Below are 25,776 nucleotides of genomic sequence, written 5' to 3'. Positions count from 1 at the left end.
CCATGTTCACCGCCAAATTGACTCGCACCCTCCGGCTTCTGGTATCGCGCTCCGCCAACAACCCGTGGGAATAGAGGTGTCGATCCACGTAGAGGTGCCGGCCTCCACCGGGGCGCTCGGAACCGGGCAGGCGTGCGGCACCTTCGGCGAACTCCTCCAAGGCGCACTGGCAGATCCCCAGGTCGACTTCCTGGTCACGCTGCCGATCGAGGCGGGCAGCACCGCCCGCTTCCGCTACGACCGGCGCACCACCGACATCCGGGTGGTGCCCGGAGACCGGGAGAAGGCCAGGTCGCTGGCCCGCTCGATGCTCACGGTCCGCGGCTACCGCGGCGGCGGCGACCTCCACGTCGACACCGATCTGCCCATCGGCAAGGGGCTGGCCAGCTCCTCCGCCGACCTCGTGGCCACCGCGTGGGCCGTGGGCAGGGCGCTGGGCGAGCTGCCCACGCCCGGCGAGATCGAGGAACTGCTGCGCGCGATCGAGCCCTCCGACGGCGTGATGTACCCGGGCACCGTGGCCTTCCGCCACCGCGACGTCCGGCTCCTCGAACACCTCGGCTACCTGCCCGACATGACCATCGTCGGCGTCGACGAGGGCGGCAGCGTGGACACGGTCGCCTTCAACCGCGGCCACCGGCGCTTCCCCGACTCCGCCCGGCAGGAGTACCAGCGGCTCCTCGACACGCTGCGCGTCGCGGTCCCGGCCGGCGACGCCGCCGAGATCGGCCGCGTGGCCAGCAGGAGCGCCGCCATGCACCAGCGGCTGCACCCCAAGCGCATGCTCGGCGCCGTCCTCGGCATCTGCGACGTCGTCGGCGGCCTCGGCGTCGTCACCGCGCACAGCGGCACCATGCTCGGCATCCTGCTCGACGAGGCCGACCCCGACTTCGCCGTCAAGCTGCGGAAGGCCATGGGCGAGTGCGCCGCGCTGGCGGGAAGCTCCCACCTCTTCCGCACCGCCCGCAGGCCAAGGAGGCCCACGTGAGTTCCCCCAAGCGGCGCGTCGAGCTGCGCAGCGACACCTTCACCCTGCCCTCGCCGCGGATGCTGGAGGCGATGGTGGCCGCCGAGCTCGGAGACGACGTCTACGGCGAGGACCCCACGGTCAACGCGCTGGAGGCGCTGGCCGCCAGGCTCCTCGGCAAGGAGGCCGCGTGCTTCATGCCCAGCGGCACCATGAGCAACCTGGCGAGCATCATGACCCACTGCCCGCGCGGCTCGAAGGTCATCGTCGGCGAGGAGTCCGACATCTACGTGTACGAGGCCGGCGGGGCCTCGGTGTGTGGGGGAGTGATCTACCACCCGGTCCCCAACAACCTCGACGGCACGATGGACCTCGACGCGATCGCCGCCGCCTTCCCGCCCGACCCCGACGACCCGCAGTTCGCCCGGCCCGCGCTGCTCTGCCTGGAGAACCCCCAGAACCACCGAGGGGGCAAGGTGCTGCCGGCGGCGTACCTGCGTGAGGTCACCGACTTCGCCCGGCAGAACGGCCTGACCGTGCACCTCGACGGCTCGCGGATCTTCAACGCCGCGCTGGCCGCCGACGTGCCCGTGTCCGAGCTGGCGGGCTACGCGGACTCCGTCATGTTCTGCCTGTCCAAGGGACTGGGCGCGCCCGTCGGCTCGATGGCCGTCGGGACCGGGCCGTTCATCCGCGACGTGCGCCGCCTGCGCAAGATGCTCGGCGGCGGGATGCGCCAGGCCGGCGTCCTGGCCGCGGCCGCCATCGTCGCCCTGGAGAACAGCGGCCGGCTGGCCGAGGACCACGACAGCGCCCGGCGGCTCGCCGACGGCCTGGAGACCATCCCCGGCATCGCCGTCGACCGCGCGGAACCCGGCATCAACATGGTCTTCTTCCGCATCCTCGCGCCCAACCTGGACAACCAGGCGTTCATCGCCGCCGCGCAGGCCCAGGGCGTGGCGCTGGCCGAGCTCGGCCACGGGCAGATCCGGGCCGTGACCCACTACGGAGTCGAGCCCGAGGACATCGGCTACGCGCTCGACGTGATCCGTTCGATCCTCACCGACTCCACCAGGAGGAGCCATGCCGATCACAAGCCAGTACTCGCCGGTTGACGTCCGGCCGCGGTTGTCGGCCGAGGAGTTCTACGCCGAGTACGTCAACAAGAAGCCGGTCCTGATGCCCGGCGCCCTCGCCGGCCTGCCCGCCGCCCAGCGCTGGTCGCTGCCCTACCTCGCCTCCATCGCGCCCGACCTGCCGGTCCGGCTCAAGACCGGGCGCGTGGCCGAGGGCAGGACCACGACCGTCCGGCTCGACGACTACTCCAAGACGGTCACCGCCTGGGAGCAGCGCGGATCCGACGACGTCGAACGGCCGGCGTACCTGCACGACGTGCCGCTGCTCACGTTCATCCCCGAGCTGCGGCAGGACCTGGAGCCCTTCCCCGGCCACCTGTTCCCCAAGTTCTTCCGCGACAACTGGTCCGTCTTCCCGCAGTTCTTCGTCGGCCCCTCCCAGGCCGTCACCACGCTCCACTTCGACACCCTGCTCACCCACAACCTGTTCTTCCAGCTCGACGGCAGCAAGCGCTTCGTCATGGTCGCCAACGAGCACCGCGACCGCTGCTACACCTACAACTGGCGCTGGGCCGAGGTGAACCCCGAGGACCCCGACTACGACCGCCACCCCGACTTCCGCGGCGTACCCGTCATGGAGGCGCGCGTCCAGGCCGGCGACCTGTTCTACATGCCGCCCGGCACCCTGCACCAGGTCTCGTCGCTCACCTCGTCGGTGTCGTTCAACATCGACTGGCACGACAAGGTCAGCGCCCTGCGCGGCATCGCCGCCGTACGGCACGGCATGCCGCGGCAGAACCTGCGCTACAACCTGCTGCTCGCCCTCGGCGTCCACGGCCGGGTGCCGCTCAAGGCGCTCATGCCGGCGCTCCGGTCGTACTTCACCTACATCTCCTAACCCCATGCTGTTCAGCCAAGACCTGATCCGCTCGCTGGCCACGGCGGTCGACCTGGTCAACACCCCCCTCGCCACCGTCGCCGACCTGGTCGCGCTCGTCGAACGCCGCCAGGTCTGCAACCCCGACGAGCTGACCGGGGCCGACCTCGAAGCCGTGCGCGGCTCGCGCGAAGAGTTCCACCGCGTGTTCACCGCGCCGGACCAGGGCGTCGAACGCCTCAACAAGCTGCTCGGGCAGACCACGATCACGATGCGCCTGTCCGAGCACGACGACCAGCGGCTGCGCCTGGACCCCACAGCCGGGCAGGCGCCGGTCGCCGAACGACTCACCGCCGACTGCGGGCTCGCGCTCGCGTACCTGTTCGTCCACGGCGAGCAGGCCCGGCTGCGCACCTGCGCCGCCGAAGGCTGCTCCCGGGTCTTCGTGGACGCCTCGCGCAACCGGTGCCGGGTGTACTGCGACAGCCGTACCTGCGGAAACCGCGCCCACGCGGCGGCACACCGAGCACGTCGCCGGACCTAGGGACGATATGAGCGCCCATGCCTTCCCGCCCTCGCCCAACCTGGCCCTCGACGAACTCGTCACCCGCAGACGTCGGGCCGGGCAGCCGCTGATTCACCTGGGGTTCGGCGAATCGCGGCTGCCCGTGCCCGACTTCCTCGCCGACCGGCTGCGCACCGGCGCCGCCAGGAACCGCTACGGCCAGATCGGCGGCGAGAGCGACTGCCGCGAGGCCGCCGCCGGCTACTTCACCCGGCGCGGCCTGCGCACCCACGCCGAGCAGGTCGTCATGGCCCCCGGCAGCAAGCCCGTCCTGCTCGCCCTGATGGCGGCGCTGCCGGGAGCCGTCGTGCTGCCGCGGCCCTGCTGGGTCACCTACGAGCCACAGGCAAGGCTGTTCGCACGCGAGGTCGTCGGCGTGTCCGCACCGCCCCAGTGCGGCGGGGTACCCGACCCGGACCGGCTCGTCCCCGCGTTGCGGGCGGCACGACGAGCCGGTCTGCGACCCCGTTCCCTCGTGCTCACGATGCCCGACAACCCGACCGGCACCCACGCGCCCGCCGCCGTCGTGCGGCGCCTGGCGGAGATCGCCGAGGACTGGGACCTGCTGGTCATCTCCGACGAGATCTACCGCGACATCCTCCACGACCCCGCCGACCGCGTCACCAGCCCGGCCGAGTACGTGCCCGAGCGGACCGTCGTCACCTCGGGCCTGAGCAAGAGCCTGGCGCTGGGCGGCTGGCGGATCGGCTTCGCCCGCTTCCCCGATACGGTGGACGGGCTGGCGTTGCAGAGCCGGGTCATCGGCCTGGCCAGCGAGATCTGGTCGTCGCTGGCCGGTCCCATGCAGGAGGTGGCGGGGTACGCGCTGTCGGAACCGCCGGAGCTGAGGCGCCACCTGGCGGCCAGCACGAGGCTGCACGGGGCGGTGGCGGCGGCGGTGCACGAGGTGGTGGCGGGGACAGGCGCGATCTGCCGCCCGCCGACAGGTGGCTTCTACGTATACCCGGACCTGACGCCGCTGCGAGGACGGTTGGCGAAGCTAGGCATAAGGGACTCCCAGACCTTGGAACGCCATCTCCTCGACCGGTTGGGTGTGGCGGTGCTGGGCGGCCACCACTTCGGCGACGACCCGGCGGCCCTGCGGTTCCGGGCGGCGACCAGCATGTTGTACGGCGAGAGCGACGAGGAGCAATGGCTGGCCCTGGAAAGTACGGATCCAGTGGCATTACCCCACATAGAACGCCTCCTGGACACCCTGAGCGACGCCTTCACATCGTTGACCGACCACACGGCCCGTCCCGCTGAAAAGGCAAGGCGTTCCGCTGCGCTCCACACGTTCTGCTGAAGGCCCGCCCGTGGCCCAGCCAAGTGGTTGGGCGGTTGGAGCCCACCCAAAAGGCATGGTGTTCCGCTGCGCTCCACCCGTTGCTTCCAGTCGAGCCGGGGGCTCGACCCCGCGTCGGCCCTCCCTCCGGTCGGACTGCTTTTTCGCCCGCTTTCGCCCTGGCAGGACCACCTGGCCTTTCGCAAATTTCGTGGTCATCGAGGGCGGGAGCCTGGGACCGTGTACCCGGTGGGATCGCTTGGTTGGGGAACTGGAGGCAGTTGTGGCCGAGCCCATCGCGTACACGGTCACCTTCGAGGAAGGCGGCTGGACCGCCCGGGACCACTCCAGGCGGGTCCGTGGCGTGGCCGTAGCCGGATGCCTCTGTGAACGAAGTCGAAGGGATGAGGCTTCGGCACATCCCAGCATTGAGCGCCTGTCGATGATCAGTGGCACGGAAGGAGATGTGCGAGTCGACCGGCGGCTGAGCTCTCAAACCGTAGGCACCCTGCACCTGTCGCTAGGCGCCGTGAGCCCGGCGACATCCCGGCCGCTAGGTGTTAACACCACGTGAGTATTGCCAATGCGCTTGTTCCTCATGCGCCACAAGGTCTACTCTTCCCGCGAAGGGTGTAATTCCGGGCCCGGAAATAGCCGTGCCCCGGGCGGCATGCTCAGTGAGCAGAGGCGGACCCGGGGCTTACCTTTTCACGTTATCACGTCGCGTTCCGGCCGAGCCTGCCCAGGAGCCCTAATGAACGCCGATCTGCCGCAGTGGATGCGCCGGGCGCTGTCTGATCCACGTCTGGCTCCCTACCTGCGCAGTTCTGGTGCCGACGCAGCTCAGGCCGAGCGCCTCTACTACTGGAATCTGGAAGCCGCCGCCGCGTTCTACGGGCCGCTGCATTTCCTTGAAGTCTCCCTGCGCAACGCGTTCCATCGAGCACTGTGCGTGAAGTACAGTCGTCCCAACTGGTGGGAGGCGGCGCCGCTGTCGTCGCATGGCGCCCGCCACGTCCGCAAGGCCGCCGAGCATGCCGCCGACAATGTGGGCTCTCGGCGGCTTGTCGTGTCTGACGACATCGTCGCCGAACTGACCTTCGGCTTCTGGGTCTACCTCATCAGCCGCCGCTACGACCGCCATTTCTGGGTTCCGGCGCTGCATGCCGCATTCCATGACTGCTCCGAGACACGCCGGGATCTGCATGACGGTCTGACGTCACTCGTCCTGTTCCGGAATCGGATCATGCACCATGAACCGGTTCACAGCCGTGACCTCGCCGCTGACTACGCAAAACTCTGCCGCATGCTCGGTTACGTCGAGCCGGAGGCCGCCGGAGTTCTGCCGCAGATGGATCGGGTCGCCGAGGTTCTGAGCCGCCGCGCCGACGTCTGCGCTGGCTTGCTCACCCCGCGTCTCTAAGGGGGCATGGTGGACCTCGTATCAGCGGCCGACATCGCGAGAGCCTTGGGCGTCAGTCGTGCGGCGGTCAGCAACTGGCGGCGCAGACACTCGGATAGCTTCCCGCAGCCTATAGAAATGGAGGGTCGGCGTCTTTTCCGTGCTGAGGAGATCGAGGGCTGGTTGAAATCCCACGGCATCAGAACGTCGGGGTTCTTTCCGCACCGGCCGGACAATCGGCCTTCGGGTGACAGCGACGCGCGGAATCCGGCGATCCAACAGTTGACCGTTCGGTTGGCCGAACTGCTGAAGGCGCCAGGGTTTCTGGCGCTGGCCGACACACCCGCGGTAATCGTCGAACTGCTGGCGAAGCGCTTGCGAGACCCAGTTGCCTGGGACAGGCTCATTCAGAAAGCGGCGAACCCTCCCGCTGACGCAATCGCCTGTCTCCTCGTGTCTCATGGAGTTGATCCATCCACTGTGAAGGACGACGTCGCCTCGCTCAGACATTTGCTCACCAAGCTGGATGATCTGCCGTCACCCCAGGGCGACGTCGAATGGGCCGAGCTTGCTGAAAAGCTCATGGCATTGTTGTCGAAGCATGCGCCGCGAGCAACGGGCGAATTCTACACGCCTCGTTCAGTCGTCAACCTGATGGTGTCGATCACGAAAGTCAAGGCTGGCGAAGTGGTCCTCGATCCCAGTTGCGGCGCAGGGAGTCTGCTGGCCGGGGCGGCAGAGGTCGTGGGAAACCGAGTTCAGGGCAGCGCGCAAGGGAACGAGTCTGCGGCTATGGCGCGTGCCTTGTTCGGACTACGGGGAATTCCTGTGGACATCGCCGAAAAGCCGACACTTGAGGCTGAACCGACCAAGGTTTCCGTTGTCTTGTCCAATCCTCCATTCGGGCGCCGGCTTAGTGCTCCCCGAGACTCCTGCTTCGGGCGCATACCTGCGACCACCGCGGATTTCGCTTGGCTGTGCGAGGCGTACGAGAGGCTCGAGAAGGGTGGGCGTGCGGCTATCCTGATGCCGAATGGCACCACCTTCCGCCGTGGCGCAGAACGCCACCTCCGAGCCGCGATGGTGGAGTCCGGAGCGGTCGAACGGATTGTCGCCCTGCCCGCCGGGTTGTTCGCTCCCTACACCGGGATTCCGGTGACCTTGTGGGTACTGCGGCGCGACGCTGCTACCAGGAACGTCGTCATGGTGGACGGAGTCGACCTCGGACATTGCGCCGACGGGCCTCGCCGTGTGCTCAGCGAGAATGACATTTCGTTGCTCGTGTCGACCAGGCCAAGGGGCCGGGTGAGAGTTGTCTCGCCAGAAGAGATCGAGCGGAACGGCTATGATCTGACGCCCGCCAAATACGTGGCCCGCGAAGTGGCGTCGGCTGAGGACACACTCACGGAACGGATGGACGCCCTGGAACGCGCGGAGCGTTCGGCCCGACTGGCCGATGCCCGTGTACGCGAACAGTTGAAGAAGGTAATCGGGAGCGTGCCATGACCGAGGCATTTCCACGGGAGTGGCCGCGAGTCCCTCTCCGGGAGATCGCCGACATCCAGGCCGGCCCGTCCAAAATTGCCGCGTCTTTTCTGCCGCTCGGCGAGCGAGGCGTGCCGGTATTGTCGCCCGGAGAGATCCGCTGGTTTTCGGTGAAGACACAGGCGGCGCGGGCCGTCGCACCCCAGTCCGCCGCCGAACTTCATCGTTATCGGGTCAGAACTGGGGATCTGGTGTGTGTGCGGACCGGCGATATGGGCCGTGGCGCGGCCGTTCGCGCAGAGCAGGACGGGTGGGTGCTGGGTACTTCGTGTTTGCGACTACGCTTGAGTCGGCCCATCAATTCTGGGTATTTGCTCCGTTACCTGGCTCACCCCGAGACGCGCGGCTGGATTCGTGCCCACGCGCCGTTTTCCGCCATCCCCAGCCTGAGCACTCAAGTGCTCGGTGACCTTCCTGTTGTGCTCGCACCCGACCACGTTCAGTCGATGGTCGACGACGTCCTTGGCTCAATCGAGGACAAGATCGCCGCTCATCGGGAGGTGGTCGCCGAGACCGAGCGACTGCACGCCTGGTTGCTGCCTCATTTGATGGCAGGGCGTTCAGCGAAGGACGCATAGGGGCCGAATCTGAGAGGTGAGACACCGCCTGCCAGGCGGACAGTCATCCTGAGCCCGTAACGAGACGTGCGGGGCGTTCAAGGGCCGGGGCGCAGTATGCCCTCAGCGTCTGCTGCACGCGTCACGTGTCGTGCGGGCGTGGCGGGGTGCTTGCCGGTTTCCTGCCTTCCCTGCAGGCGCGTTACTTGGAGGTGCGTCCTGAGCTTTTGTAAGGCCGGTCCCTAGGGTCTCGGCCATTGGGTTCGAGACGTGAGGAGACTCACCTACCTTTCGATGACGCCGCCGGGCGGGCCGAGGTGGAAGCAGTGGGGCCGTGGGAGGGTGCTGCTGGAGTATTTCTAATAGGGGTCGGTGTTTCTGCTCTCGGTACCTGTCATGGTTCTTCTGCTGGTTCTCGGGTCGGTTCTGCTGCTGCCGGAGCACCGTGATCCGCGGCCTGCACGGCTGGATGTGGCGAGTGCGGTGATGTTCGTTGGTGGCGGCGCTGGCTTTGGTGTACGGCATCAAGGAGATCGCCATGGACGGCTTCACCTGGGGCCGGTGGCCGCCGGCGTTGCCCGGGGTGGACGGTGGTGTGCTGTTCGTGGTGTAGGCAGCGGCGGATCGATTGGCCCCTGCTGGACCTTCCGTTGTTCTCCAGCCGGAGCTTCACCGTCTCGCTCGGCACGCTGGCCGTCACCGTGATCTTCATGCTGGGCAAGCAGTTCGTCATGGCCCAGTACATGCAGATGGTGCTGGGGCTGTTCCCGGGCAGGCTGTCAGTCGTTCACGGTGAGGCCCATGGAGCGGGCCGTGCCGGCGATGATGCGTTCGGCTTTGTCGAGGTCGTTGGTGTTGAGGTCGGGGAGTTTGGCCTGGGCGACCTCGCGGAGCTGGGCGCGGGTGATGGTGCCGCCGCTGACGTGGCCGGGGCGGGGGCTGCCGCCGGGCAGGCCCGTTACGCGGCGGATCAGGGAGGCTGTGGTCGGCTGCTTGGTGGCGAACTCGAACGAGCGGTCCTCGTACACGGTGATGACCGCGGGGATCACGAAGCCGCGCCGGTCCTGGGTCTGGGCGTTGTACTGCCGGCAGAACTCCATGAGGTTGATGCCGAGCGGGCCGAGGTCCTTGCCCACGCTCGCCGGGTTCGCGCCGCCGGCCTCCAGGTGCATGGTGACGACTCTGGCCACCTTGTTCTTCGCCATGTCGGGTACGCTAAAGTCTCCAGTAACTGGAGACTCAAGGGAATTATGAGCTACACGATCGGACGGCTGGCGAAGCTGACCGGGATGTCGGTGAAGACGATCCGGTTCTACTCCGACTCGGGGGTGCTGCCGGAGCGGGAGCGTACGGCGTCCGGGTATCGGATATATGGGGATGAGGACCGGGCGCGGCTGGAGTTGATCCGCACGCTTCGGGAGATCGGGGTCGATCTGGCCACGATTCGTTCGCTGGGAGATCGGCGGCTGAGGAGCGTACTCGATCTTCATCTCAAGGCGGTCGAGACGCAGCTCAAGTCGCTTCAGCGGACCAGGACGGTGCTCAGGGCGGCGCTCGCCGGGGAGGGGGATCCGGCGGAGGACGATCTGCGCAGGCTGCATGCGCTCAGCCGGATCGGGGCGGTGGAGATGGGGATGCTGCTCGACGAGTTCGTGGACGAGGTGGGCGGCGACATCGAGGCCAGGCACACGTGGCTGGCGCAGATGCGGGATGCCATGTTTCCCGAACTGCCGGAGGAGCCGACCACGGCTCAGCTCGACGCGTGGCTCGAACTGGCCGATCTGCTGGCCGACGAGGACTACCGGGCGAGTCTGCGGCGGCAGAGCAGGGAATTCTGGGAGGGGGACAGGGACTTCGAGGCCTGGGCGGAGATGAACGTCCAGATCATGCGGGAGGGGCTGGCCGCCGCGCGGGGCGAGGTGGAGCCCGGGTCGCCGGAGGGGGCGGCGATCGTCCGGCGGATTCTGGGGATCATGGGGCAGACCCGGGATGAGGTGCTGCGCACGTTCGAGGAACACGATCCTCGGGCGGCGCGGCAGTGGGAGCTGGTCTCGATCATCCAGGGGACGCCCTGGCCGTCGGAGCAGACGATCGCCTTCGAGTGGATCGGCGCCGCCCTCTGCCACCTGCCCCCCACAACCCCATAACCCCTCCACACCTGGCCAACGGCATCCGCCGACGAACCGATCCCCAGCATCGGGCCCACGGCAAGGGCCAAGGCGGGAAGCTTGCGGCGAGGGGGGCCAAGGCGTGGGGTGGGTGGGGTTGGCACGGTGGGGAACGGGGTGGAACGCCTTCTGAGTGACATCAACCGGAAAGGACATCGCATGTCACTCAAGAAGCTCCTCGTCGGCCTGGCCGTCACCGCCGCCGCCCTGGGCACGGCCGCGATCCCGGCACAGGCCCAGACCCAGGCAGCCGAGACGTTCACGGGTCACGGCTCCGGGCTCAAGCCTCCGCCCGCCCGCTCCATGGCCCGTGCCAACGCCTACGCCGACGCCTCCGCCGCCGGCTACGGCGCGCACCGGTGCCACGCCATCGACTCCTCGCTCACCTTCGAGAACGGCATCTACGACGCCACCCTGACGATCTCGTGTAGCTGAGCGGCTCAGTCGAGCCCGCGTACGCAGACCAGCCCGGTCAACGCGACCAGCGCCATCACGGCGAACAGGGGCCGCAGGCCGATCTGCTGGGCGAGCAGGCCGCCTGCCGCGGCGCCCAGCGGCATGGTCCCCCACGCGATCAGCCGGTAGCAACTGTTGACCCGGCCCAGCATCGCGTCGGGGGTGATGCGCTGGCGCAGCGAGACCATGACCACGTTGGCCACCACGATGCCGATCCCGCCGACGACGAAGCCGGCGCCGACCAGGTATGGGCTGGTGGTGATCGCGGGGGCGCCGATGAGCAGCGTGCCCGCGGGCACGGCGAGGAAGAGTGTCCGGGTACGGCCCAGCCGCCGCTCCACCCAGGCGCCGACCAGCGAGCCCACCAGGCTCCCGGCGGCGATGGTGCCGAGGAGCAGGCCGTACCCGGCTTCGGGCAGGCGCATCGGGCCGGTGGCGTAGAGGACGAGTACGGCGGTGGCGGCGTTGCTCGCGAAGTTGAACAGGCCGGTCAGCGTGGCGAGGCGGCGCAGCACCTTCTGGCGCCAGAGGTAGCGCAGGCCGGCGGCGATGTCGGCGCGGAGCGTGGCGGGCTCGGCGGGTCGCTCCACGCGGTAGGAGCCGCGGATGAGGAACAGCGCGGCGAGGGCCAGCAGCCACAGGGCGGCCGGGGTGGCGAAGGCCAGGGCGGCTCCGGTCGCGGCCAGCAGGCCGGCGAGGGGCGGGCCGGCGAACTGGTTGGCGGTGAGCTCGGCGGCGAACAGGCGGCCGTTGGCCTGGGTGAGCCGTTCGCGGGGGACGATCTGGGGCACGATCGACTGGGCCGCGGTGTCGTAGACGGTCTCGGCGGCGCCGATGAGGAAGGCGGCGCCGTACAGGAGATAGATGGAGCCCCAGCCGAGCAGGACGGCTGCCGTGACGGCGGCGAGGAGGGTGGCGCGCGCCAGGTTGGCGGCGAGCATGGCGCGGCGGCGGTCGAGGCGGTCGACGAGGGCGCCGGCGGGCAGCGCGCACACGAGCCAGGGCAGCGTCACGGCCACCGCGAGGCCCGCCACGAGCGCGGGCGAGCGGGTGAACTGGACGGCGACCAGCGGCAGCGCGACCTTGAGTATGCCGTCGGCGAGGTTGGACAGGGCGGATGACGTCCACAGCCGCCAGTAGGCGCGCGACACCGGTGCAGGCTTTCACGAAGATCTCCGGTCGTGCAATGGCCGGGCGATAGGGCGGCAATAGCGACGTTTGGCGTAGTGGCCTCATCACGGGATGGAGGCCGGCCTTGACAGAAGCGACCGCGGCATACCAGAACCCCCGCCTGGTGCGACTGGGACCGAACCTGTGGGCGGCGTGCTTCACGCTGATGAAGCTCATCCCCGCGCGCTACATCCTGCGCAGGGCCGCCGAGCAGGGACTGCTGACACCGGAGACGGTGATCGTGGAGACCACCTCCGGCACGTTCGGGCTGGCGCTGGCGATGCAGGCGGTGCACCTGGACCGCCGCCTCGTGCTGGTCAGCGATCCGGCGATCGACGAGCGGCTGTACCGGCGGCTCACGGACCTGGGCGCGGTCGTGGACCGGGTGCCCAAGGAGGCGGGCGACGGGCCGGGCGGGTTCCAGACGGCTCGGCTCAACCGGCTGGCCGAGGTACGCGCGGGGCTGGAGCACTCCTTCTGCCCCGAGCAGTACACGAACCCCGACAACCCGCGCTCCTACGCGATCGTCTCCGAACTGCTCCAGGAGCGGCTCGGCCGGGTGGACTGCGTGGTCGGGCCGGTGGGCTCGGGCGGCTCGATGTGCGGGACCGTCACCCATCTGCGGCGCACCCACCCGCACTGCCGCGCGATCGGCGTGGACACGCATGGCAGCGTGCTGTTCGGCCAGCCCGAGGGACATCGGGAGCTGCGCGGGCTCGGCATGAGCGTGCTGCCCGCCAACCTCGACCACCGCGTCTTCGACGACGTCCACTGGTGCTCGGCCGCCGCGGCCTACCAGGCCACCCGCGACCTGCATCGGGGCCACGCCCTGTTCATGGGCCCGACCAGCGGCGCCGCGTACCTGGCCGCGCGCTGGTGGGCGCAGCAGAACCCGGACGCGCGCACGGTCGTGATGATGCCGGACGAGGGCTACCGCTACCAGGACACCGTCTACGACGACGCCTGGCTGGCCGAGCACCGCCACGACCGCCTGCTCCTGCCCGCGGAGCCCAAGATGGTCGACCTGGCGGCCGCGGCGGACGCCACCTGGACCGGGTTCGCCTGGGGACGGCGTTCCTACGGCGAGGTCGTGGGGTCGTGAACAACGACTCCGGGCGCATCCACGGCGAGCTCGGACTCAGGACCAGGCAGGTCGTGTACGGCACGGCCGCGCCCGACGAACTCCCGATGATCATGAAGGTGGACCGGGCCCACCTGGTGATGCTCGCGGAGCGGCGGCTCGTCGACAGGAAGGCGGCGGCGGCCCTGCTGCGCTGCCTGGCCGACCTGACCCCGGAGGAACTGAGCGGGCGCCCGGCCCCGCGCGGCGCGTACCTGATGTACGAGGGATACCTGATCGAACGGCTCGGCCCCGACGTCGGCGGCGTCCTGCAGACCGGCCGCTCGCGCAACGACCTGAAGGCCACCATCACCTCGCTCCGGTGCCGCGCCTGGCTGCTGGACTTCGCCGAGCAGGCCATCCGGCTGGAGGCGATCCTCCTGGCTCGGGCCAGGGCGCACCAGCCGGTGGTCATGCCGGTGTACACGCACTTCCAGGCGGCCATGCCGATCACCTACGGCTACTACCTCCTGGGAGTGGCGCGGGCGGTGGGCAGGGAGATCGACGCCCTGGCGGCCGCGGCAGGCGGGCTGCACATGTGCCCTCTCGGGGCCTGCGCCGTCGCCGGCACGGACCTGCCCATCGACCCGTCGCGCACCGCCGGCCTGCTCGGCTTCATCGACGCGAGCAGGCACGCCCTCGACGCCGTGGCCAGCAGGGACGCCGTGCTGCGCATGCTGGCCTCGGCCGCCGCGCTGAGCGTCGTGCTCAGCAGGCTGGCCACCGACCTGCAACTGTGGAGCACCGCCGAGTTCGGCTTCATCGCCTTCCCCGACCGGCTGGTGGGCGGCAGCTCCGCCATGCCGCAGAAGCGCAACGCCTTCCTGCTGGAGCACCTCAAGGCCAAGCCCGGCCGGGCGATCGCCGCCTGGTCCGGGGCCGCGGCGGCCATGGCGGCCACGCCGTTCACCAACACGATCGAGGTCGGCACCGAGGCCATGGAGTGCGTCTGGCCCGGTCTGGCCGCCGTCGAGCAGGCCGTGCAGCTCGCCCAGGTCGTGGTCAGCGGGGCCAGGCCGGACGCCCGGCGGATGGCCGAGCGGGCCGCGGGCGGCTTCACGACCGCGACCGCGCTGGCCAACCGGATGGTCCGGGACGGTGTGCCGTTCCGTACCGCGCACCGCAGGGTCGGCGCGGCGGTGCGCGAGGCGCTCGACGCGGGCGTCACCTCGCTGGAGGACCTCGACCTGGCCCAGGTCGTCCGCGAGCAGACCTACGGCGGCGGGCCCGGCGCCTTTGCCGAGCCGTACCAGCGCGCCTACGCCTCCTGGGTACGGCACCGCCGCTGGTGCCTGGACTGGCGTGACTCGCAGGCCGAGGCCGACGCCACGCTGGCGGCGGCCGTGACGAGGGTGATGGAGCAGCAATGAGCTGGTTCGTGCTCGTCGAGAGCAACACCACCGGTTCCGGACGGCTCTTCTGCGCCCGCGCCCGCGAGATGGGGCTGCGGCCGGTCGTGCTGGCCCGCGACCCCGCCCGCTACCCCTACGTCGCCGCCGACGGCCTGGACTCCAGGCAGGTGGACACCGCCGACCCCGCGCTCGTGCTGGCCGCCTGCCGCCGGCTCGGCGCCGAGATCGCGGGCGTGACCAGCAGCTCTGAGTACCACATCGCGACCGCGGCCGAGGTGGCCGCCCGGCTCGGCCTGCCGCACCCCGACCCGGGCGCGATCCGCGCCTGCCGCGACAAGGCGGTCCAGCGGGCCGTGCTGCGCGAGGCCGGGGTGCCGAGCGCCGCCTTCGCCCCCGCCCGCACCCCCGCCACCGCGGTCGAGGCCGCGCGGCGCATCGGCTTCCCCGTCGTGGTCAAGCCCGTCGCCGGGTCGGGCTCGGTCGCCACCCGGCTGTGCCAGGACGAGGCCGAGGTCGCGGCGGCCGCCGACCACGTGCTGAACACCGACGGGCTGCCGCCGCAGAGCGCGGTCATGGTCGAGGAATACCTGCGCGGCGCCGAGTACTCGGTCGAGACCTTCGACGACCAGGTCGTCGGAGTCACGCGCAAGCACCTCGGCGCGGAGCCGTACTTCGTGGAGGTCGGGCACGACTTCCCCGCGCCGCTCGACCCGGCCGCGCGCGCCGCGGCGGGCGAGCTCGCGCACACGGCGCTGAAGGCGCTGGAGCTGTGCTGGGGTCCCGCCCACGTCGAGATCAGGTACGGCGCGGCCGGCCCCCGCATCGTCGAGGTCAACCCCCGGCTGGCCGGCGGCATGATCCCGCGCATGGTCGAGGAGGCCACCGGGATCGACCTCGTCCGGCACACCGTCGCCAAGGCGGCGGGCCGCGACGAACCCCTGCGGGCCACCCGGGAGCGCGCGGCCGCGATCCGCTTCCTGGTGGCCGGCGAGGAAGGGACGCTGGCCGGCGTCGACGGCCTGGAGGAGGCGCGAGCCGTGCCCGGCGTGGTCGAGGCCGGCCTCATCAGGCAGCCGGGCCAGTACGTGGTGCTGCGCCGCTCGTTCCAGGACCGGCTGTGCCACGTGATCGCGGCGGCCCGTACGGGCCCGGCGGCCGCGCAGGCGGCCACGACAGGACTTCAAGCACTCAAGGCGCACATCACGCGATAGGGCGCCGATAGCGAGATGAAGGGCGGTCCGACCACCGTGAACGCAGCGAACGGAGGAGTGGTGAAGACGGTAACGGCGCTGGTGGAAGCGCGGGTGGCGGCCTCGCCCGACGCGATCGCGATCGTGGACTCGACCGGTGAGACGTCGTACGGCGAGTTGAACCGCCGGGCGGAGGCGCTCGCGGCGGGGCTGCGCGCGAAAGGCGTGGGTCCGGGCTCGATCGTCGGCGTCCGGCTGGAACGGTCGGCGGCGATGGTCGCGGCCTGGCTCGGCGTCCTGAAGGCCGGGGCGGCCTACCTGCCTCTCGACGGCTCCCACCCCGAGGCGCGGCTGCGCTTCATGCTCGAGGACTCGGGCGCCGACCTGGTCCTCTCCGAAGCCGACGCCCCTGGGACTCACAGGCCCGAGGCCCCCGGACCCGACGCGACCGCAGCGCGCGTCGGACCCGGGGACCTGGCCTACGTGATCTACACCTCCGGGTCCACGGGCCTGCCCAAGGGCGTCATGATCGAGCACGGCTGCATCGTCAACACCCTGGAGTGGTACGCCGGCGTCATGGGCATCGGCCCGGGAGACCGGGTCGGCCAGACGGCGGCGAGCGGGTTCGACATCGCCGGATGCGAGATCTGGGGCGCCCTCGTCGCCGGCGCCGAGCTGCGCATCGCTCCCGAGCCGGCGAGGAAGTCGCCGGAGGAGCTGTGCCGCTGGGCCGCGGACAGCCGCCTGGACGCGCTGTTCATGGTGACCCCGCTGGCCCAGCTCGCCATCGAGCACGGCTGGCTGGCGGGCTCGCCGCTGCGCGTGCTGGCCACCGGCGGCGAGCGGCTGCTGGTCGCGCCGCCGCCGGACGCGGGCTACCGCTTCCTCAACATGTACGGACCCACCGAGACCGCCGTGGTGGCGACCTGCACCGAGGTGGCGCCGGGAGCGGAACTGCCGCCGCCGATCGGGAGGCCGATCGCGAACACGACCGCGTACGTGCTGGACGAGGACGGCGAGCCGGTGCCGGACGGCGCCGAGGGCGAGCTCTACCTCGGTGGCGCGGGCGTCGGCCGCGGCTACCTGGGGCGGCCCGAGCTGACCGCCGAGCGTTTCGTGGTCCGCGGCGGCGAGCGGCTCTACCGCACCGGCGACCTGGTGCGCCGGCGCGCCGACGGCGACCTGTGCTTCGTCGGCAGGACCGACGACCAGGTGAAGGTCCGCGGGTTCCGCATCGAGCTGGGCGAGGTGGAGGCGCAACTGCGCGCCTGCCCCGGCGTGGGCGAGGCGGCCGTGGTCGTGTGGGAGCCGGAGCGCGGCTTCCCCCGCCTGGCCGGTTACGCCTGCGGTGACTTCGACGCCGCCGAGGTGCGCTCCCGGCTGGCCGAGCGGCTGCCCGAGCATATGGTGCCCGCGGTCGTCGTGCCCATGGCGAGCCTGCCGCTGACCCCCAACCAGAAGCTCGACCGCGCCGCCCTCCCCGACCCCGCCGACCACGTCATACGGCCCGCGGTCTTCGATCCCGCCCAGGCGGCGCTGGCCGAGGACTGGCGGCAGGCGTGCGGGGTCAGCGCGCGCGACGCCGGCGACAGCCTCGTCGTGCTGGGCGCCGGCTCCCTCGACCTGATCATGCTGCAGGCCCGCGTGGCGGCCAGGATCGGGTCGCCGATCCCCGCCGGGCTGCTCAACCTCTCCCAGCCGCTCCAGGAGCAGGCCCGTCTGCTGGCCGGGCTCGAACCCGGCGCCGCCGTACCCGAGCGGGCCGCGCGCACGCACGAGGGGCCGGGCAGCCTGGGACAGGAGGCGGTCGTCTTCCTGGAGGAGCTGACCGGCAGCGGCATGGGCTACCAGTACCAGATGATCCTGGAAGGCCCCGGCACGCCGGACGTCTCCCTGCTGGAGAAGTCGCTGCTGGCGGTCCTCAGGAACCAGGCCGCGCTGAGCTGCCGCTGGCGGATCACCGCCGCGGGGCTCGAAGGACGGCGCGAGGAACCCGACACCGTCCCGCTCGCCCTGCACCGGGTGGCGACGTCCGAGGTCGAGGCGCTGGTCGCCAGGCTCGTGGACCGGCCCTTCCGCTACGACGACTTCCCCCTCGTCGGCTGGGACCTGATCCTGCACCCGGGCGGCACCATCCTGCTCCAGCGCGAGCACCACCTGATCCACGACGGCTGGTCGGTGGGCGTCTTCCTCGGCGAGCTGCAGGCCGCCTACGACGGCACTGAGCCGCAGGAGAGCCGGTTCAGCTACTTCGACTGGGCCAGGGAGCAGCGCGCCTGGGCCGACGGCGACCGCAGCGCGGCGACCAGGGCCTACTGGCGGGAGCAACTGAAGGACTGGCGTCCCGACTCCGACCCGCCCGCCGAGCTGCGCACCCACCTGAGCCTCCAGCCGCTCGGCGAAGCGCGCTCGGCGCTGCTGGAGGCCACGGCCGCCCGGCTGGGCGTCACGCCGTACGCGCTGATGCTGGCGGTCTTCCGCCGGGTCACGGCGGAGAACGTGGTCGGGGCCAGCTTCGCCAACCGCGACGCCGACACCCAGGACCTGGTCGGCCTGTTCGTGAACGTGCTGCCCCTGGTCAGGGCCGGGCGCGAGGACGAGAGCCCGGCGCGGGCGGCCCGCGAGGAGATGGCCCTGGTCGTCGCGGCCGACCGGCACCAGCGGCTGCCCACGCCCGAGATCCTCAGGGTCAGCGCCCCCGGGGCCAGGAGCCCGCTCTACCCGATCATGTTCAGCCAGCACGACTCGCCGCTGCCCGAGCTGCGCCTGGGCGAGTGGCGGCCGAGCGTGCGCGAGCTGGGCAACGGCCGTGGCAAGACCGACCTCAACGTGATCGTCATGAACCGCGGCCTCCAGCACGGCAGGAGCACCGGCCGCCGTGCCGAGAGCGCGTACGCCCTGCGCTGGGAGCACGAGCTCACCCGATTCCCCGACCACGTGGTCACCGAACTCCAGCGGCGGTTCACCCGGCTGCTGGACCACGCCTGCGCGCACCCGGACCAGCCGTGGCCGCCCGCCGGCGACAACCGGAACGGAGAAGCCAGATGATCGAATCACAGGTCGCCGAGATCGTCCGCAGGCGCTGGTGCGAGGTTCTGGAGACCCCGCAGGTCGCGCAGGACGACGACTTCTTCCTCTCGGGCGGGCACTCGCTGCTGGCCGTGCGGCTGACCGCCGCGCTCAGGGAGGACCTCGCCGTCAGGATCCCCGTCTCGGTGCTGTTCGAGTCCAAGACCCTCGGCTGCTACGCCGGGCGGGTCGCCGGCTACGTCCAGGCGGAAACCTGAGCGATGGACGAGCTGACCACGGCCGTGCGGGCCGCCTGGGAACAGAGCCTCAACGTGTCCGTCGGCGACGACGCCGACTTCTTCCGCCTCGGCGGCGACTCGATGAAGGCCATCGCCATCTGCGCCAAGGTCGAGGAGTCGTGCCAGGTACGGCCCAGGCTCCGGGTGCTGTTCGACAACCCGCGCTTCGACGCCTACGTGAGCGCGGTCTCCGACATCGTGCGGGAGAAGCGGCGATGAACGACTTCGTGCCTTCGACGTCACCGGAGGAGATGCTCAAGGACCCGTGGGTCTCCCGGGCGATCCTCACCGAGGTCCTCGACTGGCTGCGCGCGCACGCGGCGCAGCGGCCCGAGCGGGAGCAGCGGGCGCTGGCCCGCGCCGCCGGGGTCGCCTCCGGGCTGTTCGCCGCCGAGTTCCCCGAGAAGTACGGCGGCTGGTCGCTGCCGGAGCTGGTCGTCGCCGAGCTGCGGGAGGAGGCGGCCGCGAGCGGCCTGCCGTACTCGCGTCACATCCTGTCCTGCCCGGACGGGCCGAGCAGGATCGTGCTGTGCGGCACCCCCGAGCAGCGCGAGCGCTGGCTGCGTCCGATGATCGAGGGACGCATGCGGCGCTGCCTGGCGATGACGGAGGAGAGCGGCGGCTCGGACGTGTCGGCCATGAGCACGACCGCGACCCGCACGCCCGGCGGCTGGGTGCTGAACGGCCGCAAGTTCATGATCAGCAACGCGGAGACCGCGGACGCCGCGGTCGTGCTGGCCAACGTCGCGGACGAGCGCGTGGCGGGGCCGACGTTCTTCATCTTCACCACCGACGTGCCGGGCTGGCGGATCGTGCGCAGGCTGCCGGGCATGGAGCCCGGCTACGACCCGTACGAGGTCGAGCTGGACGGGCTCGAAGTGGGCGAGGACGCGGTGCTCGGCGGCCCCGGCCAGATCGGCGGCGCGAACGGCATGGCCATCGAGTGGCTGCCCTACGGCCGGGTCTCGCTGGCCGCGCGGGCGATCGGCCTGGCCCGCTGGGCGCTCGGCGTCGCGCGCGCCCACGCCGCGCAGCGCAGGATCGCCGGCGGCAGGCTCAGCGACAAGCAGTACATCCGCGAGTTCATCGTGCGCTCCGACGTCAAGATCGAAGCCTCCCGCGCGCTGATCAGGCAGGCCGCCCGCGCCCTGGACGAGGGCCGGATCGCGGTGCGCGAGGCGGCCATCGCCAAGCTCCACGCCACCGAGTCGGCCTGCGAGGTCATCGACGACGCCATGCAGACGCTCGGCGGGCGCGGCTGGCTGCAGGAGTACGGGCTGGAGCGGGCCTACCGGGAGGCGCGCGTCTTCCGCATGGTCGACGGCGCCTCGGAACTGCTCAAGGAGACCATCTTCCACATCCCGGGCGGAGACTGATCATGAGCGACTGGCTTCAGCCGATCCGCGAGCAGGGCAGGGACCGGTTCGTCTTCTTCCCCTCGGCGGGTTCGAGCGCCTCGGCCGCGATGGCCCTGGCCCACGCCGTGCCCGGCGGGTGGTCGCTGTGGAGCGTGCAGTACCCGGGACGCGGGCCCCGGCTGCGCGAGCCGCAGGCCGGCTCGGTCAGGGAGATCGCCGTGGGCTGCCTGCCCGAGCTGCTGCGGGCGCCCGGCCGCGTGCTGCTGTTCGGCCACAGCTTCGGCGCCTTCGCCGCCTACGACACCGCCCAGTTGCTGGCCGCCAAGCAGCGGCCCGCCGCAGGGCTGCTGGTCTCCGGCTCGGCCGCGCCCGGCTCGCCCATGCCCGACCTGTCGCCGGAACGGCTGAGCGCCGGATCGCTGATCGCCTCGCTGACCCGGCAGGGCGGCACCGCGGCCGAGCTGCTCGACAACGAGGAGCTCATGGAGCTGGTGCTGCCCGCGCTCCGCGCCGACCTCGCCCTCGGCAGGGAGTACGTGGACGACCACCCCGAGCCGCTGTCCATTCCGGTGCTCGCGCTGGCCGGACGGCACGACCCGGTCATGACCGAGGCGCACCTGGCGACCTGGCGCCGGCACACCGCCGCCTGGCTGGGTTGCGAGGCGGGCGAAGGCGATCACTTCTTCTACCTCCAGGACCCGGCGGTGCTCGCCGGGGCCGTGGACCGGCATTGGCGGGCGGCATGATCTACGACCAGGTGATGAGCTGGGTCGGCAAGGACCCCGAGGCGCCCTGCGTCCTGGAGGCTGGCAGGGTCTACACCTGCGGGCGGATGGCGCGGGACGTGGAGGAGTTCAGGACCGAGCTGGCCCGCGCCCGCGTCGGGCCGGGCGACCTCGTGGCCGTGGCCTGCGCGAGCCGCGGGCCGGCGATCGCGGGCATGCTCGCCGCCTGGTCGGCCGGCGCCGCCTACCTGCCCCTGGCCCACGGACAGCCGAAGGCCAGGGTGCGCACGATCCTCGACACCGCCCGGCCGGCGGCCGTGCTCACCGACGACGAGGGCGATGGGCCCGGCTCGGGCCGGTGCCGGCTGCTGCCCGATCCGGCCCCGATCGACCCGGCCGCCGCGTACGTGATCTTCACCTCGGGCTCGTCGGGCAAGCCGAAGGGCGTGGTCGTCGGCCACGCCGGGCTCGGCCCGATGACCCGGTGGTACAAGGAGATCACCACGCTGGAGCCCGGCGACGTCGCGGGACAGGTCGCGCAGCTCAGCTTCGACGCCAGCGTGCTGGAGATCTGGGGCGCTCTGGCCAACGGCGCCGCGCTCGCGGTGCCCTCGCTCGACGCCGTCCTCGACCCGCTCGACTACCAGGAGTTCCTGCGCGCGCACGAGGTCAGGGCGTCGTTCGTGCCGACCGGGATGGTCGCGGGCGTCCTCGACCAGGAGTGGCCGGCCGGCTTCCCGACCCGCATGTTGTTCACCGGCGGCGACCGGCTCACCCGGCGGCCCGAGCCGCGCCACCCGTTCGTCTTCTACAACATCTACGGGCCGGCCGAGTGCACCGTCGCCGCCACCTGCCAGCGGCTCGGGCCGGGGGAGGGGCCGCCGCCGATCGGGCGGGCGCTGCCGTACGTGCGGACCCGCGTCGCGGCGGACGGCGAGCTGTGGCTCGGCGGGCGCGCGGTGGCGCTCGGCTACCTCGGCGCGGGCGACGACGCCTTCGTCCGCCACGACGGCGAGCGCTGGTACCGCACCGGCGACCTCGTCTCCGAAGGCCCCGACGGGGTGCTCCACTACCTGTCCCGCGCCGACGACCAGATCCAGATCGGCGGGCGCAGGACCGAGCCCGCGGAGATCGTCCACGCCATCCTGATGCTCGCCGGCCTCACCGACGCCGTCGTCTACACCCGCGAGACCCCCTCGGGAGAGGTACGGCTGGCCGCCGCTGTCACCCCCGCCACCGCGAACCGGCAGGACATCCAGCGCCACCTCCAGGACCTGCTCCCGGCGTACATGATCCCGTCGGAGATCGCGGCCATGGACGCGCTCCCGCTCACCCGCCACGGCAAGATCGACGTCGACGCCCTGAGGGGAAGCCCGTGAACCACGTCCGCGTGCCCCGCGTCCAGCACCGCCTCTGGCTGGCCGACCAGCTCACCCCCGGCGAGGCCGGCTACCTGGGCAGCACGTTCCTGCGCCTGCGCGGCCCCCTCGACGCCGGGCGGCTGGAGCGGGCGCTCACCACGATCGTCGCCCGGCACGAGGTGCTGCGCACCTCCCTGGACACCCGCGACGGCGAGCTGGCAGGGGTGCTGCGGCCCGCCTCGGGCTTCCGCCTCGACGTGCGCACGGTCGCCGAGGACGACCTCGGCGCGGCGCTCGCGGCGGAGTCGGCGACGCCGCTGGACATCTCCGCCGGGCTGCCGCTGCGCGCGTTGCTGCTGCGCCTGGCGCCGGACGAGCACGTGCTCTGCCTGACCGTGCACCACCTCGCCTTCGACCGGGGCTCGGTCGGCGTCCTCCACCGCGAGCTCACCGAGCTGTACGCCGGGCGCGAGCTGCCGCCGATACCCCGGCAGTTCCGCGACCTGGCCGCCGCCGACGACGCCGCCTACGACGCGGGCGAGCTGGCCCCGATCGTGGCGGAGCGGCGCGCGGCGCTGGCCGACCTCAGCCCGTTCGAGCTGGCCCCCGACCATCCACGGCCGCAGATCCGCGGCGGCGAGGGAGCTCTGCGCCACGGGTTCGAGCTGACGGACGAGACCGCCCGCGCTCTGTCCGAGCTCGCCCGTGGCCAGGGCGCCTCCCTCTACATGGTGCTGCTGGCCGGCGTGCACGCCCTGCTCTACCGCTACAGCGGGCGCGACGACGTCACCACCGGCGCGTCCTCCTCGACCAGGCGCGAGCCGGTCATCGGCCCGTTCTTCAACATGCTCGTGCTGCCCGGCGACGTCTCGGCGAACCCGACCTTCGCCGAGCTGGTCGGCCGGGTGCGCGACGCCGCCCTGGACGCCTACGACGGGCGGGCGCTGGCCTTCGACTCCCTGGTCACCGAGCTGCGCGTCGAGCGCGACCCGTCCAGGACGCCGCTGTTCCAGATCCTCGTGGACCTGACCGCCCCGGTCGCGCCGCCCGAGCTGGACGGCGTCGAGGTGAGCGAGATCCTCACGCCGGGCGGCGGCTCCAAGTACGACCTCACGATCGAGTTCCGCCGCGAGGGCGACGGCGTCGCCTACTCCGTCGAGTGGGACACCGCGCTCTACGAGACCACCACGGTCATGCGGCTCATGGCGCACCTGCGGGCGGTGCTCGACGCGGTCGCCGCCGACCCGTCGCTGCGCGTGGACGAGGTGCCCGTGCTCGCCGACTCCGAGGTGATCGGCCTGCGCGCGCACGCCGAGCCGGGCCGGGTCGAGCTGCCCGATCGCTGCCTGCACGAGCTGTTCGCCGAGCAGGCCGCCCGCACGCCCGATGCCCCCGCGGTCGAGGACGGCGAGCTGACGCTGACCTACGACGAGCTGCGGCAGCGGGTCGACGCGGTCGCCCGCGCGCTGGCCGCCCGGGGCGTCGGCCCCGACACGCCGGTCGGCGTCATGCTGGAGCGCTCGGCCGACCTGGTGGCCGTGGTGCTCGGGGTGCTGAAGGCCGGCGGGGCGTACCTGCCGATCGAGCCCGACACCCCGCCCGCCCGCGTGCGCAGGCTCCTGGAACTGGCCGGCGCGCAGGTCTGCGTGAGCGCGGGCGAGGTCGCCGAGCTGCTGCGCGGCGAGGGCCCAGACCCCCAGCCGGTACGGCCCGGCCACCTGTGCGCCGTCTACTTCACCTCCGGCTCGACCGGCGAGCCCAAGGGCGTGGCCTGCACCCACCAGGGCTGGACCGGCCAGATGGCCAACCTCCAGGAGCGCTACCAGCTCGCCCCGGGCGAGGCCGTCCTGCTGAAGACGCCCCTGACCTTCGACGACGTGGCCAGGGAGATCTTCTGGCCGCTCATGGTCGGGGCGCGCGTGGTGGTCCTGCCGCCCGGCCTGCACCGCGACGCGCAGGCGCTGCTGCGGGCGGCGATCGAGCACGAGGTGGTCTGGCTGCAGTTCGTGCCGAGCATGCTGGTGATGTTCCTGGACGAGATCGGGCCGGGCGCGCGCGAGGGCCTGCACGCGCTGCGGCACGTGGTCTCCGACGGCGACCGGCTGCGCCCCGAGACCGTCGCCGCCTTCTACGACCGGCTCGGCTGCCGGCCCAGGCTGAACAACCACTGGGGCACCACCGAGGTCTCCATCGACTCCACGCACCACGTCTGCACCCCGGCCGACGCCGACGGCGGCGAGGCGGTCTGCCTCGGCCGGCCGATGGAGAACCACGAGGTGTACGTGCTGGACCACACCCTCCAGCCGGTGCCGCACGGCGCGGTCGGCGAGCTGTGCATCGGCGGCCTCGGCCTGGCCCGGGGCTACGTGGGCGACCCCGGCAAGACGGCGCGGGCCTTCGTCCCCCATCCGTGGCGGGCGGGCGAGCGCGTCTACCGGACCGGCGACACCGGCCGGCTGCGCCCCGACGGCTCCCTGCAGTACCGCGGCCGGCGCGACCACCAGGTGAAGGTCCGGGGCGTGCGGATCGAGCTGGGCGAGGTGGAGGCGGCCCTGCGCGCCTTCCCCGGCGTGACCGACACGGTGGTCGCCACCTGGGAGCCGGTCGCGGGCGACAAGCGCCTGGCCGCGTACGTGACCTTCGACGGGCCCGCCCCTACGACGGCCGAGATTCGGGCGTTCCTGGGCGAACGGCTCGCGCCGCAGGCCGTGCCCAGCGCGATCGTCGCGCTGCCGAAGCTGCCCAGGATGCCCAGCGGCAAGGTGGACCGCAGGTCGCTGCCCGAGCCGGACCCCGGCTCGCTGAGCGACGAGCCGTTCGTGCCCCCGCGCACCGACACCGAGCGGGCGATCGCCGAGGTGTGGGCGGCCGTGCTGGGCGTGCCCAGGCTGGGCGCCAACGACGACTTCTTCGCCATGGGCGGGCACTCCCTGCTGGTCACCAGGGCGGTCAACAGGATGCGCGAGTCCTTCGCCCTCGACATCCCGCTGCGCCTGGTGTTCGAGCACTCCACGGTACGCGCCGCGGCCGCCCGCATCGAAGAGCTGATCTTCGCCGAGATCGAGGCGATGAGCGACGACGAGGCCGCCCGCCTCATGGTCGCGGAAACGTGAGGAGGCACCCGATGTACAAGGTCGTCGTCAACGACGAGGAGCAGTACTCCATCTGGCCCGCCGGCCGGGACGTGCCGGCCGGCTGGAAGGAGGAGGGCACGAGCGGCACCGAGGAGGAGTGCACCGCCCACATCGAGCGGGTGTGGGTGGACATGCGCCCGCGCAGCCTGCGCACGTGAGT

The 25,776-nt window shown here is 71.5% G+C and carries 23 protein-coding genes; 21 read left to right on the top strand and 2 right to left on the bottom strand.

The genetic code is table 11. The features are described from left to right. The first annotated feature begins 76 nt into the window (after nucleotides 1–76). The 8 genes from ACIBEJ_RS49820 (at nucleotide 77) to ACIBEJ_RS49785 (ending at nucleotide 8,295) form a co-directional block, all read left to right on the top strand. Complete coding sequence (locus ACIBEJ_RS49820; RefSeq protein WP_397190072.1) at nucleotides 77–988, top strand: hypothetical protein; 912 nt, start codon at nucleotides 77–79, stop codon at nucleotides 986–988. Continuing rightward, nucleotides 985–2,082: a low-specificity L-threonine aldolase gene (gene ltaE, locus ACIBEJ_RS49815; RefSeq protein ID WP_397190071.1), complete on the top strand. Its 1,098-nt coding sequence runs from the start codon at nucleotides 985–987 to the stop codon at nucleotides 2,080–2,082. Before ACIBEJ_RS49820 ends, ltaE begins: the two co-directional genes overlap by 4 nt. Continuing rightward, complete coding sequence (locus ACIBEJ_RS49810) at nucleotides 2,051–2,941, top strand: cupin-like domain-containing protein (RefSeq protein ID WP_397190070.1); 891 nt, start codon at nucleotides 2,051–2,053, stop codon at nucleotides 2,939–2,941. The genes ltaE and ACIBEJ_RS49810 overlap by 32 nt, the downstream gene beginning before the upstream one ends. 4 nt (nucleotides 2,942–2,945) lie before the next feature. Continuing rightward, nucleotides 2,946–3,464 carry a CGNR zinc finger domain-containing protein gene (locus ACIBEJ_RS49805; protein WP_397190069.1) on the top strand — a complete coding sequence of 173 codons (519 nt, stop codon included), beginning with the start codon at nucleotides 2,946–2,948 and terminating at the stop codon, nucleotides 3,462–3,464. 7 nt (nucleotides 3,465–3,471) lie between these two features. Then, entirely contained in the window at nucleotides 3,472–4,791 is a 1,320-nt protein-coding gene (locus tag ACIBEJ_RS49800) for a pyridoxal phosphate-dependent aminotransferase (RefSeq protein WP_397190068.1), read from the top strand. 733 nt (nucleotides 4,792–5,524) lie between these two features. Beyond that, a complete protein-coding gene (locus tag ACIBEJ_RS49795; protein WP_397190067.1) occupies nucleotides 5,525–6,193 on the top strand; it encodes a hypothetical protein in 669 nt (222 codons plus the stop codon). 6 nt (nucleotides 6,194–6,199) lie between these two features. Then, a complete protein-coding gene (locus tag ACIBEJ_RS49790) occupies nucleotides 6,200–7,678 on the top strand; it encodes an N-6 DNA methylase (RefSeq protein ID WP_397190066.1) in 1,479 nt (492 codons plus the stop codon). Beyond that, nucleotides 7,675–8,295, top strand: coding sequence for a hypothetical protein (locus ACIBEJ_RS49785; RefSeq protein ID WP_397190065.1), 621 nt, complete (start codon nucleotides 7,675–7,677; stop codon nucleotides 8,293–8,295). The genes ACIBEJ_RS49790 and ACIBEJ_RS49785 overlap by 4 nt, the downstream gene beginning before the upstream one ends. A gap of 758 nt (nucleotides 8,296–9,053) precedes the next feature. Here ACIBEJ_RS49785 and rplK read toward each other — a convergent pair. Next, nucleotides 9,054–9,479, bottom strand: coding sequence for a 50S ribosomal protein L11 (gene rplK, locus ACIBEJ_RS49780; protein ID WP_397190064.1), 426 nt, complete (start codon nucleotides 9,477–9,479; stop codon nucleotides 9,054–9,056). A gap of 45 nt (nucleotides 9,480–9,524) precedes the next feature. Here rplK and ACIBEJ_RS49775 point away from each other — a divergent pair, with 45 nt between their 5' ends. Beyond that, nucleotides 9,525–10,421: a MerR family transcriptional regulator gene (locus tag ACIBEJ_RS49775; protein WP_397190063.1), complete on the top strand. Its 897-nt coding sequence runs from the start codon at nucleotides 9,525–9,527 to the stop codon at nucleotides 10,419–10,421. 180 nt (nucleotides 10,422–10,601) lie between these two features. Beyond that, a complete protein-coding gene (locus tag ACIBEJ_RS49770) occupies nucleotides 10,602–10,877 on the top strand; it encodes a hypothetical protein (RefSeq protein WP_397190062.1) in 276 nt (91 codons plus the stop codon). A gap of 5 nt (nucleotides 10,878–10,882) precedes the next feature. Here the strand turns inward: ACIBEJ_RS49770 and ACIBEJ_RS49765 are convergent, their stop codons facing one another. After that, the gene (locus ACIBEJ_RS49765; RefSeq protein WP_397190061.1) at nucleotides 10,883–12,049 is read right to left on the bottom strand and encodes an MFS transporter; all 1,167 of its coding nucleotides are present in this window, start codon (nucleotides 12,047–12,049) and stop codon (nucleotides 10,883–10,885) included. Nucleotides 12,050–12,153: 104 nt separating this feature from the next. Here ACIBEJ_RS49765 and ACIBEJ_RS49760 point away from each other — a divergent pair, with 104 nt between their 5' ends. The 11 genes from ACIBEJ_RS49760 to ACIBEJ_RS49710 are packed head-to-tail and all read left to right on the top strand — an operon-like array spanning nucleotide 12,154 to nucleotide 25,774. Further along, a complete protein-coding gene (locus tag ACIBEJ_RS49760) occupies nucleotides 12,154–13,170 on the top strand; it encodes a cysteine synthase family protein (RefSeq protein WP_397190060.1) in 1,017 nt (338 codons plus the stop codon). After that, a complete protein-coding gene (argH, locus tag ACIBEJ_RS49755; RefSeq protein WP_397190059.1) occupies nucleotides 13,167–14,558 on the top strand; it encodes an argininosuccinate lyase in 1,392 nt (463 codons plus the stop codon). The genes ACIBEJ_RS49760 and argH overlap by 4 nt, the downstream gene beginning before the upstream one ends. Then, nucleotides 14,555–15,751 (top strand): ATP-grasp domain-containing protein, encoded by a 1,197-nt coding sequence (locus ACIBEJ_RS49750; protein ID WP_397190058.1) that lies wholly within the window; start codon nucleotides 14,555–14,557, stop codon nucleotides 15,749–15,751. The genes argH and ACIBEJ_RS49750 overlap by 4 nt, the downstream gene beginning before the upstream one ends. 60 nt (nucleotides 15,752–15,811) lie before the next feature. Then, nucleotides 15,812–18,778, top strand: a complete 2,967-nt coding sequence (locus ACIBEJ_RS49745) for an amino acid adenylation domain-containing protein (protein WP_397190057.1) — start codon at nucleotides 15,812–15,814, stop codon at nucleotides 18,776–18,778. Then, nucleotides 18,775–19,017, top strand: a complete 243-nt coding sequence (locus tag ACIBEJ_RS49740) for a phosphopantetheine-binding protein (RefSeq protein ID WP_397190056.1) — start codon at nucleotides 18,775–18,777, stop codon at nucleotides 19,015–19,017. Before ACIBEJ_RS49745 ends, ACIBEJ_RS49740 begins: the two co-directional genes overlap by 4 nt. A 3-nt stretch (nucleotides 19,018–19,020) precedes the next feature. Further along, nucleotides 19,021–19,257: a phosphopantetheine-binding protein gene (locus ACIBEJ_RS49735; protein WP_397190055.1), complete on the top strand. Its 237-nt coding sequence runs from the start codon at nucleotides 19,021–19,023 to the stop codon at nucleotides 19,255–19,257. Beyond that, a complete protein-coding gene (locus ACIBEJ_RS49730; protein ID WP_397190054.1) occupies nucleotides 19,254–20,414 on the top strand; it encodes an acyl-CoA dehydrogenase family protein in 1,161 nt (386 codons plus the stop codon). The genes ACIBEJ_RS49735 and ACIBEJ_RS49730 overlap by 4 nt, the downstream gene beginning before the upstream one ends. A 2-nt stretch (nucleotides 20,415–20,416) precedes the next feature. Further along, on the top strand, nucleotides 20,417–21,142 hold the full coding sequence (locus tag ACIBEJ_RS49725; RefSeq protein WP_397190053.1) for a thioesterase II family protein: 726 nt from the start codon (nucleotides 20,417–20,419) through the stop codon (nucleotides 21,140–21,142). Further along, nucleotides 21,139–22,500, top strand: coding sequence for an AMP-binding protein (locus ACIBEJ_RS49720; RefSeq protein ID WP_397190052.1), 1,362 nt, complete (start codon nucleotides 21,139–21,141; stop codon nucleotides 22,498–22,500). Before ACIBEJ_RS49725 ends, ACIBEJ_RS49720 begins: the two co-directional genes overlap by 4 nt. Continuing rightward, nucleotides 22,497–25,595, top strand: a complete 3,099-nt coding sequence (locus ACIBEJ_RS49715; RefSeq protein WP_397190051.1) for an amino acid adenylation domain-containing protein — start codon at nucleotides 22,497–22,499, stop codon at nucleotides 25,593–25,595. The genes ACIBEJ_RS49720 and ACIBEJ_RS49715 overlap by 4 nt, the downstream gene beginning before the upstream one ends. An 11-nt stretch (nucleotides 25,596–25,606) precedes the next feature. Then, nucleotides 25,607–25,774: an MbtH family protein gene (locus ACIBEJ_RS49710; protein WP_397190050.1), complete on the top strand. Its 168-nt coding sequence runs from the start codon at nucleotides 25,607–25,609 to the stop codon at nucleotides 25,772–25,774. Nucleotides 25,775–25,776 lie beyond the last annotated feature (2 nt).

Source organism: Nonomuraea sp. NPDC050790, assembly GCF_044456745.1.
Lineage (GTDB): Bacteria > Actinomycetota > Actinomycetes > Streptosporangiales > Streptosporangiaceae > Nonomuraea.
This window is presented reverse-complemented; position numbering and strand designations above follow the sequence as displayed.

What these genes read in the sequence shown, in the direction of transcription:
- ACIBEJ_RS49810 (WP_397190070.1), top strand. Translation starts at nt 2,051, where the DNA reads ATGCCGATCACAAGCCAGTACTCGCCGGTTGACGTCCGGCCGCGGTTG.
- ACIBEJ_RS49805 (WP_397190069.1), top strand. Translation starts at nt 2,946, where the DNA reads ATGCTGTTCAGCCAAGACCTGATCCGCTCGCTGGCCACGGCGGTCGAC.
- ACIBEJ_RS49800 (WP_397190068.1), top strand. Translation starts at nt 3,472, where the DNA reads ATGAGCGCCCATGCCTTCCCGCCCTCGCCCAACCTGGCCCTCGACGAA.
- ACIBEJ_RS49795 (WP_397190067.1), top strand. Translation starts at nt 5,525, where the DNA reads ATGAACGCCGATCTGCCGCAGTGGATGCGCCGGGCGCTGTCTGATCCA.
- ACIBEJ_RS49790 (WP_397190066.1), top strand. Translation starts at nt 6,200, where the DNA reads ATGGTGGACCTCGTATCAGCGGCCGACATCGCGAGAGCCTTGGGCGTC.
- ACIBEJ_RS49785 (WP_397190065.1), top strand. Translation starts at nt 7,675, where the DNA reads ATGACCGAGGCATTTCCACGGGAGTGGCCGCGAGTCCCTCTCCGGGAG.
- rplK (WP_397190064.1), bottom strand. Translation starts at nt 9,479, where the DNA reads ATGGCGAAGAACAAGGTGGCCAGAGTCGTCACCATGCACCTGGAGGCC.
- ACIBEJ_RS49775 (WP_397190063.1), top strand. Translation starts at nt 9,525, where the DNA reads ATGAGCTACACGATCGGACGGCTGGCGAAGCTGACCGGGATGTCGGTG.
- ACIBEJ_RS49770 (WP_397190062.1), top strand. Translation starts at nt 10,602, where the DNA reads ATGTCACTCAAGAAGCTCCTCGTCGGCCTGGCCGTCACCGCCGCCGCC.
- ACIBEJ_RS49750 (WP_397190058.1), top strand. Translation starts at nt 14,555, where the DNA reads ATGAGCTGGTTCGTGCTCGTCGAGAGCAACACCACCGGTTCCGGACGG.
- ACIBEJ_RS49740 (WP_397190056.1), top strand. Translation starts at nt 18,775, where the DNA reads ATGATCGAATCACAGGTCGCCGAGATCGTCCGCAGGCGCTGGTGCGAG.
- ACIBEJ_RS49735 (WP_397190055.1), top strand. Translation starts at nt 19,021, where the DNA reads ATGGACGAGCTGACCACGGCCGTGCGGGCCGCCTGGGAACAGAGCCTC.
- ACIBEJ_RS49730 (WP_397190054.1), top strand. Translation starts at nt 19,254, where the DNA reads ATGAACGACTTCGTGCCTTCGACGTCACCGGAGGAGATGCTCAAGGAC.
- ACIBEJ_RS49725 (WP_397190053.1), top strand. Translation starts at nt 20,417, where the DNA reads ATGAGCGACTGGCTTCAGCCGATCCGCGAGCAGGGCAGGGACCGGTTC.
- ACIBEJ_RS49720 (WP_397190052.1), top strand. Translation starts at nt 21,139, where the DNA reads ATGATCTACGACCAGGTGATGAGCTGGGTCGGCAAGGACCCCGAGGCG.
- ACIBEJ_RS49710 (WP_397190050.1), top strand. Translation starts at nt 25,607, where the DNA reads ATGTACAAGGTCGTCGTCAACGACGAGGAGCAGTACTCCATCTGGCCC.